Annotated in this window: 5 protein-coding genes and 6 tRNA genes; 3 read left to right on the top strand and 8 right to left on the bottom strand. The window is 65.4% G+C overall.

From position 1 onward, the window contains the following. Positions 1 to 642 precede the first annotated feature (642 nt). Both BW39_RS00365 and BW39_RS00360 read left to right on the top strand, forming a co-directional pair. Positions 643 to 4,461 (top strand): DUF748 domain-containing protein, encoded by a 3,819-nt coding sequence (locus tag BW39_RS00365; RefSeq protein WP_043819033.1) that lies wholly within the window; start codon positions 643 to 645, stop codon positions 4,459 to 4,461. Between the two features lie 154 nt (positions 4,462 to 4,615). Beyond that, a complete protein-coding gene (locus BW39_RS00360; RefSeq protein ID WP_043819031.1) occupies positions 4,616 to 7,243 on the top strand; it encodes a DUF349 domain-containing protein in 2,628 nt (875 codons plus the stop codon). A 140-nt stretch (positions 7,244 to 7,383) separates the two neighbouring features. Here BW39_RS00360 and BW39_RS00355 read toward each other — a convergent pair. The 6 genes from BW39_RS00355 to BW39_RS00330 all read right to left on the bottom strand — a co-directional run bounded on the left by BW39_RS00355 (position 7,384) and on the right by BW39_RS00330 (position 8,688). Further along, a tRNA-Leu gene (locus tag BW39_RS00355) sits at positions 7,384 to 7,468 on the bottom strand. Between the two features lie 155 nt (positions 7,469 to 7,623). Beyond that, positions 7,624 to 7,708: transfer RNA gene (locus BW39_RS00350), tRNA-Leu, on the bottom strand. A gap of 160 nt (positions 7,709 to 7,868) precedes the next feature. After that, positions 7,869 to 7,953, bottom strand: a tRNA-Leu gene (locus BW39_RS00345). A gap of 160 nt (positions 7,954 to 8,113) precedes the next feature. Next, positions 8,114 to 8,198 (bottom strand) — tRNA-Leu (locus tag BW39_RS00340). A gap of 160 nt (positions 8,199 to 8,358) precedes the next feature. Further along, positions 8,359 to 8,443, bottom strand: a tRNA-Leu gene (locus BW39_RS00335). 160 nt (positions 8,444 to 8,603) lie between these two features. Continuing rightward, positions 8,604 to 8,688 (bottom strand) — tRNA-Leu (locus BW39_RS00330). A 34-nt stretch (positions 8,689 to 8,722) separates the two neighbouring features. On the opposite strand from BW39_RS00330, the gene rnr reads away from it, so the two are divergent. Beyond that, a complete protein-coding gene (gene rnr / locus BW39_RS00325) occupies positions 8,723 to 11,302 on the top strand; it encodes a ribonuclease R (RefSeq protein ID WP_043819030.1) in 2,580 nt (859 codons plus the stop codon). Positions 11,303 to 11,308: 6 nt separating this feature from the next. On the opposite strand, the gene BW39_RS00320 is transcribed toward rnr, so the two are convergent. Together BW39_RS00320 and BW39_RS00315 are read right to left on the bottom strand one after the other, a co-directional pair. Then, the gene (locus tag BW39_RS00320; RefSeq protein ID WP_043819028.1) at positions 11,309 to 12,886 is read right to left on the bottom strand and encodes an NAD(P)H-hydrate dehydratase; all 1,578 of its coding nucleotides are present in this window, start codon (positions 12,884 to 12,886) and stop codon (positions 11,309 to 11,311) included. A gap of 45 nt (positions 12,887 to 12,931) precedes the next feature. Then, complete coding sequence (locus BW39_RS00315) at positions 12,932 to 14,203, bottom strand: FAD-dependent oxidoreductase (protein WP_043819026.1); 1,272 nt, start codon at positions 14,201 to 14,203, stop codon at positions 12,932 to 12,934. Positions 14,204 to 14,267 lie beyond the last annotated feature (64 nt).

The raw sequence follows: 14,267 nt of genomic DNA, 5'->3' as shown, positions 1-14,267 counted from the left end.
AGGCCTGCGGGATCTGCTCAGTCGTGAGGCAGCAGAAACAAAAAACGCTCTATTCGAGCGCTGGCGGATTCTAGGAGTTCACCAAATACACGGTCAACACTATGAAATCAACTTTTTAGATCAATGAATAATAACAAACCATGGATGCAAACACAGTTTTGAGGTCTTGAAGAGCGGGTGGCGTGCTACCGATGTACGCCGCTTCCGCCGTTTTCAGAGTGCGTCATGAAATTGCAATGAAATGCAAAAGCACTGGCAGGCCGACCCTGCGTCCTTCTATATTGGAGGCGACTGCTCCTGCAGTCGTCTCGCCAAGGTGGAAGACAGGTAAAAGTGGTGTTCGATAGTGCGGACACCGTGGTTCAAGTCTTCTTCCGCGGCCTTCCTGGAAGCAATCTCTTGCTTCCAAGCAGCAAGGACCATCCTCTCCTTGACTGCGGAAAACGGTCGGGACTTGTGCCCGCCGTAAAGCCCGGAAGCCGGTTCACGGCTTCCGGGCTTTGTCGTTCAAGGAGGGCCGCAACGTCAAGAAATGTGCCGTGGTGCGGACCCAGCCGTTGCTGCCGTTCCAATTTCTGGTGCAATGCAGCCGTTGCCCTGTCCTGTGTCCCAGGATGGGGCTGTACTAGTTACCAGAGCCCCATGCAATCTCTCTTCAAGCACCGCTGGCTGCGCAGGCTGGCCATCGCCCTTGTGGCGTTCCTTTTGCTGTGGCTGCTGCTGTGGGCGCTGGTGCCCGTTGTGGCCAAGAGTCAACTGGAAAAGCAGGCATCGGCCAAGCTGGGCCGTCAGGTCCGTGTGGGTGCAGTGGAGTTCCGGCCCTGGTCGCTGGAGCTGACCCTGCGGGACCTGAGCATTGCCAGGAGCCAGGCGGAAGGCGCGGCGCCGGAGTCCGTGCCGTCTTCATCTTCGTCCCCCCAGCTTCAGATCGACCGCATCTATGTCAATGCCAGTATCCAGTCGCTGTTTCGGCTGGCGCCGGTGCTGGATGCCATCGAGGTCGATGCGCCGGTGCTGCGCCTGACCCAGCAGAGCCTGGGGCATTTCGATGTGGACGATGTGCTGGCCAGGCTGGCCGAACCCGGCGACACGCCGCCCTCCAGGCCCGTGGGCTTTGCGCTGTACAACATTGCGCTGCGCGACGGCCGCGTGGAATTGCAGGACGAGGTCCAGCAGCGCCAGCACATGCTCGAGCAGTTGCAGATGCGCCTGCCCTTCATCAGCAACCTGGAGTCCAAGCGCGAGATCAAGGTGCTCCCGCACCTGTCCTTTGCGCTCAACGGCAGCCGGTTTGAATCCAGCGCCCAGAGCACGCCCTTCACCGAGCAGCGCCAGACCGCTGTCGATCTGAACTGGCAGGGCGTGGACCTGACGCCATATTTGGGCTATGTGCCCGTCACCGCGCCTGTCAAGCCGCGTTCCGGCGTGCTGGATGCCAACCTGCACATCTCCTTTGAGCAGGCCGAGCAGGCCGTGGTCCGCATCACCGGGGAGGTCAGCCTGTCCGGCGCCGAGCTGCACGACCGCGACGGCGCCCCCCTGCTGCGCTTCGAGCGCCTGGCCGCCGTGCTCAAGAACGTGCAGCCGCTGCAATCGGTTGCGGAGCTGGAGTCCGTGCAGTGGAGCGCTCCCGAGATTTTTGCGGCCCGCGATGCGCAAGGCCGCATCAATTGGACGGCGATGGGGGGTGCTTCCTCCCCGGATGCCAGGCCGGCAGCGGAAAAGCCTGCCCCCGACGCGCCCCAGCCGTGGAAGGTCAGCCTGGACAGGCTGTCCGTTGCCAATGCCACGGTGCACTGGCGCGATGCCGCTCCCGACGCTGGAAAGTCGGGCGCTGCGCTGCAGGCGCGCGAGCTGTCGTTGCAGGTGCGCGATATCCGCTGGCCCCTGGAGCAACCGCTGCAGCTTGCTGCCAGCATGCAGGTGCAGCCCGAATCGGCGGGGGAGGGGGCGAAACCTGCCGAGTTGCAGCTGCGCGGCGCCTTGACCGACAAGCAGGGCCAACTGGCCATCTCCGCGCGGCAATTGCCGCTGCAACTGGCAGCACCGTACCTGTCTGCCCATCTCAAACCCGAGCTGACGGGCCTGTTGAGCACCGACGCCGGCCTGGGCTGGAACGGCTCCGCCATGGTGGTTCAGGTGGCCGGGCTTGGCGTGGAGCAGTTGAGCCTCAAGGACAAGGCCGCGCCCGTCGATATCGCGCACCTGCAGCTGGAGCAGGTGCAGGTCAATCTGGCCAGCCAGCAGGTCTCCGTTGGCCGCCTGGCACTGCAAAAGCCCCAGCTGGCCGTGTTGCGCGATGCCCAGGGCCGGTGGATGTACGAGCAATGGCTGCCGCCCGCCTCCTCGGCGTCCGCATCGCAGGACGCCGGCAAGGACAAGTCCCGGCCCTGGGGCCTGAAGCTGCAGGCGGTGGAGGTCGATGGCGGCGCCATTGCGCTGCGTGACGAAGCGCCCGTGCGCAACGCGGATTCGGCGCGCACCGTGTCGCTGGACCTGGGTTCACTGCGCCTTCGCATGGGCGCCATCGAGCCGCTGGCCGCAAAATCCGCGCCCACGCCGCTGGAGCTGTCCGCCCAGGTCGGCTCGGGCCGGCGTGTCCAGGCGGGCTCGCTGAGCCTGCGGGGGGACCTGGGGCTGGCGCCGCTGTCGCTTCAGGGCAAGTTGCAGGCGCGCAGCCTGCCGCTGCATGCGCTGGAGCCCTACTTTGCCGACATGCTCAATGTGGAGTTGGTGCGTGCCGACGGCAATTTCCTCGGACAACTGCGCTTTGTCAGCCAACCGGCCGGCCCCGAGCTGGCGGTGCAGGGGGATGTCGAGCTCGTGGATCTGCGCATGCGCTCCGCGCTGGCCTCTCCCGTGCAAGCGGCGGGCGAGGCCGCAGGGCAGGGCGCGCCACGCACGGCGGCAGGCGCCGTGGCTGCCGTGCTCAGCGAGTCCACGGCCGACCGGGCCAAGGCCCAGTCGGTTGCCTTGGGACTCGGCCTGCGCGATGAACTCGTGGCCTGGAAGACGCTGGCCGTGCGCGGCCTGGATCTGCAGATGCAGCCCGCCCAGCCCCTGCGCCTGAGCGTGCGCGAGACGGCGCTCAGCGACTTCTTTGCGCGCGTCATCGTGCAGCGCAATGGGCGCATCAACCTGCAGGACATCGTCAAATCGGCGAAGTCCCAGCAGTCCCTGGAGCAGAACGCCGCGCCGGCTGCGGATGGCACGGCGGCTTCCGCCGAACCGGCGCCGCCGCAGGCTGCCTCCGGGCCTGCGCCCGTCATCAAGATCGGGCCGATTGTGCTGACGGGCGGCAGGGTCCAGTTCTCCGACTACTTCATCCAGCCCAACTACTCGGCCGACCTCAGCGAGCTGGCGGGCCGCCTGAGCGCCTTCTCATCCGAGCAGCCTGCCAGCCAGCAGGCGCCGCAACTGGCGGATGTGGAACTGCGCGGCCGCGCCCAGGGCACGGCTTCGCTGGAGATCACCGGCCAGGTCAATCCGCTGGCCAAGCCGCTGGCCCTGGACATACGTGCCCAGATGCGCGACCTGGAACTGCCCCCTCTGTCGCCGTACTCCATCAAGTACGCGGGCCACGGGATCGAGCGCGGCAAGCTCAGCATGGACGTCAACTACAAGATCGAGCCCGATGGCCAGCTCACGGCGCGCAACAAGCTGGTGCTGCATCAGCTCACTTTCGGCGAAGCCGTCGAAGGCGCGCCCGCCTCGCTGCCCGTGCGCCTGGCGGTGGCGCTGTTGGCTGACCGCAACGGAGTCATCGACCTGGACCTGCCGGTCAGCGGCTCGCTCAACGACCCGCAATTCAGGCTGGCGCCGGTCATCTTCAAGATCATTGGCAACCTGATCATGAAGGCCATCACCTCGCCTTTCTCGCTGCTGTCGGGCGCTTTTGGGGGCGGCAGCGAATCGGGCGTGGTGGCCTTTGCGCCGGGGCGTGCCCAGATCGACGGCAAGGCCCGCGAGAGCCTGGACAAGGTGGTTGCCTCCCTCAAGGATCGCCCGGCCCTCAAGCTCACCGTGATCGGCGAGGCGCGCGAGGCACAGGACAAAGAGGCCTGGAAGCAGGCGGAGCTCGATCGCCTGCTGCTCGCCCAGAAACGCCGCCAGGTGCTGCGCGACGGCAAATCGGCAGAGTCCGTGACCGAGTTGCCCGCCTCCGAAGTGCCGGCCTTGACCAAGGCGCTGTACAGTCGCGCCGACTTTGCCAAGCCGCGCAATGTCATCGGCATGGCCAAGGACCTGCCCACCGACCAGATGCGAAGTCTGCTGCTGGAGCAGATTGCCGTGCCCGACGACGCCATGCGCGAACTGGCGCTGGCCCGCGCCGTGGCCGTGCGCGACTACCTTGCCCAGCAGCAGTTGCCGCTTGAGCGCCTGTTTCTGGGGGCTCCAAAACTGGACTCCGACGACCAGGAATGGAGTCCGCGCGCCCAGCTCAGCCTGTCCACGCAGTAGCCCGGTTTTGGCTCCGCTTCAAATAACGGCGAGAATATGGTTTTCCCGGTCCGGCTAGCATGCCCGCATGCGGCCTGGCCGGCCGCGTCTGGCGGCCCGCGGCAGCCAGACATTCAACGATTGATTCATGTCTTCTCTTTCCCCCCGCAGCACCATGTCCGATGCACCTGAAGTGAGCCCTGCTTCTGCCAAGAATCCCGAACAACACCCCTTGGATGTGCTCACGGGCGGTGCCTTCTCCGCCGAAACCTCGGGTGATCGCGCCGCGCGCATCCGCGACTGGCTGGCAACCCAGCCTTCGGTCGAGCAATTGCAGGACGTCCTCAAGGAACTGAGCGCGCGCGACAAGGGCGCGGCCCGTGCCGTGCGTGAGCGCCTGGACGAGATCCGCCGCACCAAGGACCAGGAAAAGATCGCAGTGGAGTGGGCTGAAAAGGCCCAGGCGCTGCTGGTCGCATCGCCCTTCAATGCCGCCGACGCCATCGCCTGGCAGCGCGACGCCGCCAAGGCGGGTGCCCCGCTGTCGCGTGAACCTCTGTCGCAGCACAAGGCCCAGCTGGCCGAGCGTGTCAAGGCCATCGAGGAGCTGCAGCACCGCGTGCAGGTCCAGCGCGAAGTGGCCGTTTTGCTGGCCCAGCGCATCGAGGTCCTGTCCACCAAGCCCTGGCGCGATGCCCAGGCTGTGCTCGACAACCTGCGCGCCGACGTGGCCCGTTGGCAGGAGCAGGCCGGCGAACTGACTGGCGATGACAACTGGGCCAGCGTGGACGGACGTTTCCCGCCCCAGCTGGAAGCCGCCAGCGCACAACTGATCCTGGTCTGGGATGCCTTCCAGTCTGCACTGGCGCTGACCGAAGCTGCCGCCGCCGACGAAGCCGCTCCGCTGCCCACCGTGCCCGTGTGGGCCGATGAGCTGCGCGTGGCGCGTGGCCTGCCTCCCGAGGCAGCGGCTGCCGAGCCGTCCAAGCCCGCTCCCGCTGCCCGCAGCGCAGCCCAGCCCAAGGCGAAGACATCGCCTGAGCAAGTGGCTGCTGCCAGCAGTGCACTGACCCAGGCGCTGGAGCAGCTCCAGGCCGAGACGGCTGCAGGCGAAAGCAAGGCCGGTTCCGCCGCCGTGCAGGCCGTGCGCGCCGCCATCAAGGCCCATGGCCGCCTGGTGGACGATGCACTGGTCACCAAGGTGCATGAGGCCCTTCTGGCCGCTGGCGAGTCCGAAGGCTGGCCGCGCCAGAACGCCGACAAGCTGCGCGAGGAACTGGTTGCCAAGGCCGAAGCCCTGCTGAACCGCCCTGAAGGCCAGGCGCTGGGTGGCCGCAAGATCCAGGAATCGCTGCGCAGCCTGCGCGAGCAATGGAAGCTGGCCGACCAGGGCAGCGCAGCCAACCACGCACTGTGGAAGAAGTTTGACGAAGCCTGCAACACGGCCCACAAGGTGGTCGAGTCCTGGCACGACAAGCTGCGCACCGAAACCACCCAGTCCAAGGCACAGCGCCTGGCGCTGATCGAAGAGATCAAGGCCTGGGCAGCGCAGCAGTCCGCCAGCGAAGACCTCAAGGGCGCGGCGCGCGCACTGCGCCAGTTCGCTGAACGTTGGCGTGAAAGCGGCCACATCGGCGAGAAGCTGTTTGCCGAACTGCAACCCCAGTTCAAGCAGGCCATGGCCCTGGCCGAGGCTCCGTTGCATGCCGCGCAAAAGGCCAGCCTGCAGCGTCGCCACGCCATGATCGACGAAGCCACGGCGCTGGGCGCTGCGCCCAACCTGCGCATCGACGCCGTCAAGGCCCTGCAGCAGCGCTGGCAGGCCGAGGCGCAGGCCGTGCCTCTGGACCGAAAGCACGAGCAAAAGCTCTGGGATGCCTTCCGCAAGCCACTGGACGAAGCCTTCAACCGCAAGGGCACCGAGCGGGGCCCCCGCGCCGCCGCCGTGGCGCTCAGCGACCATGATCGCCGCGTGCTGGAAGCGTCGCAGGCCGTGGAAGCTGCCAACACCTCGGGTGATGTGCAGCAAATCCGCGCTGCGGTGGAGGCTCTGGAGCAAGCGCTGCGTGGCCGTGCCGATGCTTCCGTGAATGCGGCCCAGCCAGCACAGGAGCCTGCCGCTGCTGCAGCGGGTTCGGAAGAATCCGAAGCCAAGCCGGTGCCGGTGCGCCCCGTGGTTGCCGTGCGCGGCGACGATCGTCCTGGCATGAAGAAGGAAGAGGGCGGTGCACGCGCTGCCCGTCCTGGCGACCGCCGCGATGGTGGCCGTGGCCGCGACGGCCGGGATGGCCGAGACAGCCGCGACAGTGGCCGTTTCGGCCGCGAGCCGCGCGAAGAGCGCGGACCGCGCCTGGCGGACCCCGCCTTCCGCGCCCAGCGTGAAGCCATGGAACATGCCCAGGACGCCCTGCGCAAGCTCGCGGCCCAGGCCCATGGTGAAGCACTGACCCAGTTGATGGCGGCGTGGGAGTCGCGTGATGCTGCCCAGATGCCGGCCGCCCAGCAGCTTGGCGGCCGTGTGTCTGCGCAAGTGCGCAGCGCCTGGTCGCAGGCCCTGGGCCAGGCCCCCAAGGGAGACGCGGGCGAAGCCCTGCTGCGCCTTGAAATGGCCGCCGACGTTCCCACGCCTGCGGAACATCTGAGCGCCCGCCGTGCCCTTCAGCTGCAGCTGCTGACGCGCCGCAACGATCCTGCTCCGCAGGAAACCTGGGGCAACGATGCCGCCCGGGTGCTGGCATCGCCGCGGGATGATGCCAGCGCGCGCCGCCTGCAGAACGTGCTCAAGCAACTGCTGCGCAAGTGATGCGTGGGAGGTGATCCTCTCATCCAGGAAGGGAGCCGCTGGCTCCCTTTTTTTGCGCCATGGATGCGACCTTCTGGCGTCGATGCGTCTGCAGCACCCAAGAAAAAAGGCCGTTGCATGTGCAACGGCCTTTTCATGTTTGGTGCCCAGGAGAGGACTCGAACCTCCACGGAGTTACCCGCTAGTACCTGAAACTAGTGCGTCTACCAATTCCGCCACCTGGGCATTTCAGAGTGAGCAAATTATATAGCGCGAAATCTCCGTCTGAAGCCGATTTCCCAAGTTTTTGAGAAATTTCTGCGGGATGGGGGAGGGGCTTGCGACGGTGCTGGCGAGGCAAAGAAAAAAGGCCGTTGCGTGTGCAACGGCCTTTTCATGTTTGGTGCCCAGGAGAGGACTCGAACCTCCACGGAGTTACCCGCTAGTACCTGAAACTAGTGCGTCTACCAATTCCGCCACCTGGGCTTACTGAAGCTGAAATTCTACTGCATTTTTTTGCAGAAGTATCCCGATCTTCGATTTTTTTCTTGAGACTGTCATCTACCAAGTCATGAAGCCAGGGAACTGCCTTCTGCTGAAGATAGTTCCTTAGTTCACCGCAACCTCTGCAGGTTGTCGTTAAACTTGGTGCCCAGGAGAGGACTCGAACCTCCACGGAGTTACCCGCTAGTACCTGAAACTAGTGCGTCTACCAATTCCGCCACCTGGGCTTACTGAAGCTGAAATTCTACTGCATTTTTTTGCAGAAGTATCCCGATCTTCGATTTTTTTCTTGAGACTGTCATCTACCAAGTCATGAAGCCAGGGAACTGCCTTCTGCTGAAGATAGTTCCTTAGTTCACCGCAACCTCTGCAGGTTGTCGTTAAACTTGGTGCCCAGGAGAGGACTCGAACCTCCACGGAGTTACCCGCTAGTACCTGAAACTAGTGCGTCTACCAATTCCGCCACCTGGGCTTACTGAAGCTGAAATTCTACTGCATTTTTTTGCAGAAGTATCCCGATCTTCGATTTTTTTCTTGAGACTGTCATCTACCAAGTCATGAAGCCAGGGAACTGCCTTCTGCTGAAGATAGTTCCTTAGTTCACCGCAACCTCTGCAGGTTGTCGTTAAACTTGGTGCCCAGGAGAGGACTCGAACCTCCACGGAGTTACCCGCTAGTACCTGAAACTAGTGCGTCTACCAATTCCGCCACCTGGGCTTACTGAAGCTGAAATTCTACTGCATTTTTTTGCAGAAGTATCCCGATCTTCGATTTTTTTCTTGAGACTGTCATCTACCAAGTCATGAAGCCAGGGAACTGCCTTCTGCTGAAGATAGTTCCTTAGTTCACCGCAACCTCTGCAGGTTGTCGTTAAACTTGGTGCCCAGGAGAGGACTCGAACCTCCACGGAGTTACCCGCTAGTACCTGAAACTAGTGCGTCTACCAATTCCGCCACCTGGGCATCTCAGGAAAGATTTAGATTGTATACCAAGAAAATGAACCCTCACGCCAAAAGCGCCGATGTGAACGACGAAATCGAGGGCAGTGTGCAGGGGCACCGCGACGGACATGGCTTCGTCATCCGCGATGACGGCGAAGGCGACATCTTCCTCCCCCCCAATGAAATGCGTGCCGTGCTGCACAAGGACCGCGTGAAGGTCCGCATCGTGCGCCAGGACCGCCGCGGCCGGCCTGAAGGCCGTGTGGTCGAGATCATCGAGCGCCCTGCGCACAACATCATTGGCCGCTTCTTGCAGGAAAGCGGTGTGTGGCTGGTGGCGCCCGAGGACAAGCGCTACGGCCAGGACATCCTGATCCCCGCCAATGCCACAGGATCGGCCAAGATCGGCCAGGTGGTGGTGGTGGAACTGACCGAGGCGCCTGCGCTGTTCGGCCAGCCCGTGGGACGCATCATCGAAGTGCTCGGTGAAGTTGATGATCCCGGCATGGAGATCGAGATTGCGGTGCGCAAGTACGGCGTCCCGCATGTGTTTTCCGATGCCTGCCTGGCACAGGCCAAGGCGCTGCCGGACAGGGTGCGGCCTGCCGACTGCAAGAAGCGCATCGATCTGACCGATGTGCCCCTGGTGACCATCGATGGCGAGGACGCACGCGATTTCGACGATGCCGTCTACTGCGAGCCCGCCAAGGTCGGGCGCAGCAAGGGCTGGCGCCTGCTGGTGGCGATTGCCGATGTGAGCCACTACGTGACCACGGGCAGCGCCATCGACATCGATGCCTATGACCGTGCCACCAGCGTCTATTTCCCGCGCCGCGTGATCCCCATGCTGCCCGAGAAGCTGAGCAATGGCCTGTGCTCGCTCAACCCCGATGTGGACCGCCTGTGCATGGTCTGCGACATGCTGATCACCGCCAAGGGCGAGATCCATGCCTATCAGTTCTATCCGGCGGTGATGCACAGCCATGCGCGCTTCACCTATACCGAGGTGGCGGCCATCCTGGCCAATACGCGCGGCCCGGAGGCTGCCCGGCGCTCGGAGCGCGTGGGTGACTTGCTCAATCTTCATGGCGTCTACCAGGCACTGCTCAAGTCGCGCGAGGCGCGCGGCGCCGTGGACTTCGAGACCACGGAGACGCAGATCGTCTGTGACGAGAACGGCCGCATCGAGAAGATCGTGCCGCGCACGCGCAACGAGGCGCACAAGCTGATCGAGGAGGCCATGCTGGCCGCCAATGTCTGCAGTGCGGACTTCATCGAGCAAAGCGGTCGCGTCGGCCTGTTCCGCGTGCACGACAAGCCCTCGCTGGAAAAGCAGGACATTCTGCGCAACTATCTGAAGGCCATGGGGGTCGGTGTGGCGCTGAGCGAGAACCCGGCCACGTCCGAGTTCCAGGCCATTGCCAACGCCACCAAGGACCGTCCCGACTCCCAGCAGATCCACACCATGCTGCTGCGCTCGATGATGCAGGCCTTCTACACGCCCGAGAATTCGGGCCACTTCGGCCTGGCATTCGACGCCTATACGCACTTCACCAGCCCGATCCGCCGCTATCCCGATTTGCTGGTGCACCGCGTGATCAAGGCCGAGCTCGAAGGCACGCACTATCGCCTGCCCGAGCTGCCCACCCCCGGAGAAGCCGAGGCCAAGCTGGCCAAGCGTCTGGCATCACGCGTCAGCCCACCCGGCCAGAAGCCGCGCAAGCGCGCGCCCGCCGCCGAGGTCCAGGCCTGGGAAGCCGCTGGCCTGCACTGCAGTGCCAACGAGCGCCGGGCCGACGAGGCCAGTCGCGATGTCGAAGCCTGGCTCAAGTGCAAGTACATGCGCGAGCATCTGGGCGAGGAGTTCGGCGGCATGGTCTCTGCGGTGACCACCTTCGGCATCTTCGTCACGCTCGACGCCATGTATGTGGAGGGGTTGGTCCACATCACCGAGCTGGGCGGCGACTATTTCCGCTTTGACGAGGCGCGCCAGGAACTGCGCGGCGAGCGCTCGGGCATTCGCTATGGCATCGGCACGCGGCTGCGCGTGCAGGTCAGCCGCGTGGACCTGGATGGCCGGCGCATCGATTTCCGCCTGGTGCGCGATGGCGAAGAGCAGCCGGCCTCGGGCCGGCCCGGCAGGGCGCCGGCGCGCACGGAAACCCATCAGGGCGAAAAATGGGGCCGCCGCGATGCCAAGGAAAAGCGGGCGCAGCGCAATTCGGGAGGCTCCGGCGGTGCAAGGCCTGAGTCTGATGCAGCGGCGTCGGCCGGCAAGCAGGGGCGCAAGGCGTCTAAAAAGGCCATGGTCAAGGGTGTGAACCTGGCCGCGCTGGAAGCTGAATATGCGAATGCCCAGCCGCGCCCGGCTACAACGGCGCGGCAGAGCGATATGGGCGAGGCGGTTGCGGAACCATCATCCGCTGGCTCCGCTGCGCGACCCCGCAGAGGACGTGCGTCCGAGGTGCGCAAGTCCGAGGCACGCAAGCCTGCGGCCACGGATGCTGCCCACGGCCTGCCGCAGCTGCCTCCACCGTCGCCGGTGCAGGCGCTGCGCGCCTTGGGCAAGAAGGCCTTGGGTGCCGTCAAGTCCAAGGTGACGGGCAACACATCCAAGCCCCGGCGCAAGTCCTGAGGGTTTTTATGCTCCGAGCTGCTGGGCCAGTGCGCTGGCGCTGAACGGGATGTGCGCAGGCCAATTGTCTGCTGCAAATCCATGGCGCCAGGCCGCCAGGGCTGCTGCCTGCGTGGGCTCCAGGCCCTGGGCCCACAGTGCAGCAATCAGCCCGGCGAGCACATCGCCGGTTCCTCCGGTCGACAGGCGGGCGTTTCCCGTGGGATTGATCCAGCAAGGCGGTGCATCACTCTCTCCCTGAGGCCCGGCGATCACGGTGCCGGAGCCTTTGAGCAGCGCGGCGCAGTCGAAGCGTTGCGCCAGCTGCCTGGCGGCGTGCAGCCGCTGTGCCTGGACCTGTGCGGTGTTCGTCTTCAGCAGGCGGGCGGCCTCCAGCGGGTGGGGCGTCAGCACCGTGTGCAGGTCGCGCTGGCGGCGCTCTTTCAGGAGCGAGGCCAGCGATTCATCTTCGGCAACGGCATTCAGTGCGTCTGCGTCCAGCACCAGCCTGGGGGCTTGTTCCAATATCTGGGGCAGCCATGCGCGCACCGCCACGCCGCCCCCGCATCCGCACGCCACGGTGGTGCTGCGCCAGTCCTGCGCTTCAGGGCTGCGCAGCATGATTTCGGGCCAGGGCGCGGTGGCCTGGCCTGACCCGGCCGAGGCATCGAGCAGAGCGAGCATCACGCGCCCCGCGCCACCATGCAGCGCGGCCAGGGCAGCCAGCCAGGCAGCACCGGTCATGGAAAGGCCGCGCTGTCCCAGCCCCTCTCCGCCAAGGATGGCCACGTCGCCAAAGCTTCCCTTGTGGCTGGCATGCGGGCGCGGGGCGCTGGTGCCTGGTGAAAACAGTTGTGCACAGGGCAGGGGAGTGAGGATTGACCCGCCTTTCGCCAGTCCCGTGTCCAGGTCATCCCACCATATCTGGCCGCAGGCATCGCGGCCACTTCCTGTGAACAGTCCGGGCTGCAGCGTCAGCAGCGCCAGCGTGTGCCGTGCGCTGGCCGGGGCATTCGGGGGTGCGAATCCAGGCAGGTACTGCCCGGTGTCGGCATCCAGTCCGGAGGCTATGTCCGCGCAAAGGACCGGGCTGGTGCTGGACTGCAGGTCTCGCAGCAGAGTGAGCAGGCGCTCATTCGTGCCGGTGCGTGGGCTTGCGGCGTCTGGCTGGCGCAGGCCGATGCCCAGCAATGCGTCAATGCACAAGTCCTGTGGCCCCATGTCGGCGGGCATGTGCTCGGTCCATTGCACGCCGGCTTTGTGGGCGTCGTCCCAGGCGGCGCGTGCATCGGTGGGCATGTGGGCGCGTTCGCGCACGCAGCTGACCAGAATGCGGCAACTGCGGGCCTTTTCTGGCGCCGCATTCAGGCTTTGTTGCAGCCAGGCGGCTGCCTGCAAACCATCGCCGCCGTTGTTGCCGGGGCCACAGGCTATCCAGATGCAGCGTGCATGGGGAGCGATGGCGCGTGCCAGGCGTGCCAGGCCCGCGCCCGCGCGTTGCATGAGGCTGTGCGCGGGCAGTCTGGCTGCCGCCTGCTGTTCCAGGGTGCGAGTGGCTGCCGTATCAAACAGCGGCAAGGCGGAGGATGTGGGAATGCGCAGCATGGACCGAGCATAGCGGTCCGCCGCCGGGTGGCGGACGGGTGGCGATCAGCCGAAGCGGCGCGGGTCGAGCAGTGCGCTGTCCAGGAAGCTGGCGCGGTTGTCCATCAGGTCGCTCAGCATGCTTGCGCACCCTTGCGCGATGGCGGCGCCGCAGCTGCCGTGTCCCAGGTTGAGCCAGATGCCGGGCAGTCCGCTGGCGCCCACCAGCGGCAGCCCATCGGCCGTGCACATGCGCGTGCCATGCCAGATCTGTACGCCCGAGGCCAGTACCGCGCTGCCAGGAAAAACCATGTTGAGGCGGTGATACATGCGCTGCAGCGTGGACTCATGCATGGGGCTGCGGCGGCCCAGCTCCGCGCCGGCCACGATGCGCATGCGCTGGCCCAGGCGGACCAGGGTCATCTGCTCACTCCAGTCCACGATGGCGTGGCGGGGGGCATAACCTTGTTCGCGCAAAGGGGCGCTGACGCCATAGCCGTGCAGGGCGATCATCGGTGGGCGCAGGCCCAGCGGCGTGAGCAGGTTTGAGGCCTCGGCGCCGGCGCAGACGACGATGGCGTCGTGCGAGCGGGGGGTGTCTTCGCCCAGCAATTGCAGGCGTGCGGTGCGCCCGGCGCCGCCGGGCTGCAATTTCTGCACCAGGCGCTGCGTCTCGAATCGTGCTCCTGCCGACTGCGCTGCCTGGCGTTGCATCAGCGTGGCAAGGCGGCCATTGGCTGCGCCTGCCTGTGGGAAATACAGGGCGCCTGCGAGCGTGGTTTCCTCGCCCAGCGCGGGTTCGCGCAGCCGGGTCTGGGTGGCATCCAGTGCCTCGCAGCGTGTGCCGGCCTCGGCCAGTGCGTCCAGCGCAGGCTTGAGTTGTTCGTGCTCGGCCTCGCTGCCCAGCAGCACCAGGCTTCCGGCGACATATTCCGGGTCAAACTCCCATTGCCTCCACAGCGATTGCTGGAACTGCTGGCTGCGCTGCGTGAGCGCCTCCAGCGCCGCCATGGCGGCTGTGGGCACGTTGCCTTTGCGCAGTTGCCGCCCGGCCTGGCGCCATTGCCATAGCCAGCGCAGCTGGGCTGCGAGGTTTCCGGAGCCCAGTCGCGGCAGGGCCTGCCGGCCAGGGAGGGTGGGGGAGCGTTCGGCGGTTGAAAGGCCGGGGACGCTCCAGGGCTGGAGCAGGCTGGGGCCCAGCCAGCCGGCATGTCCGAAGCTGGCTTCTTCGGCTGCGGTGCCGTGACGCTCGTAGACGGTGACCTCGTGGCCGGCCTGTGCCAGTGCGTGGGCTGTCGCAACGCCAATGCTGCCGGCGCCCACAATCGCGATGTTCATTTTTGGGTGGAATCTGCTGAAGTGCCCGGATTATCAAGCGGATGCAGCTATCACTACAGGAGTG

The sequence above is a fragment of the Delftia sp. RIT313 genome, assembly GCF_000632165.1.
Lineage (GTDB): Bacteria > Pseudomonadota > Gammaproteobacteria > Burkholderiales > Burkholderiaceae_C > Comamonas > Comamonas acidovorans.
The sequence above is the reverse complement of the archived record's forward strand: the minus strand, read 5'-3'. Positions and strand labels throughout refer to the sequence as shown.

Bases quoted from the DNA above. Each gene is read 5' to 3' on its own strand.
- BW39_RS00360 (WP_043819031.1), top strand. From the start codon at position 4,616: ATGTCCGATGCACCTGAAGTGAGCCCTGCTTCTGCCAAGAATCCCGAA.
- rnr (WP_043819030.1), top strand. From the start codon at position 8,723: ATGAACCCTCACGCCAAAAGCGCCGATGTGAACGACGAAATCGAGGGC.
- BW39_RS00365 (WP_043819033.1), top strand. From the start codon at position 643: ATGCAATCTCTCTTCAAGCACCGCTGGCTGCGCAGGCTGGCCATCGCC.
- BW39_RS00320 (WP_043819028.1), bottom strand. From the start codon at position 12,886: ATGCTGCGCATTCCCACATCCTCCGCCTTGCCGCTGTTTGATACGGCA.
- BW39_RS00315 (WP_043819026.1), bottom strand. From the start codon at position 14,203: ATGAACATCGCGATTGTGGGCGCCGGCAGCATTGGCGTTGCGACAGCC.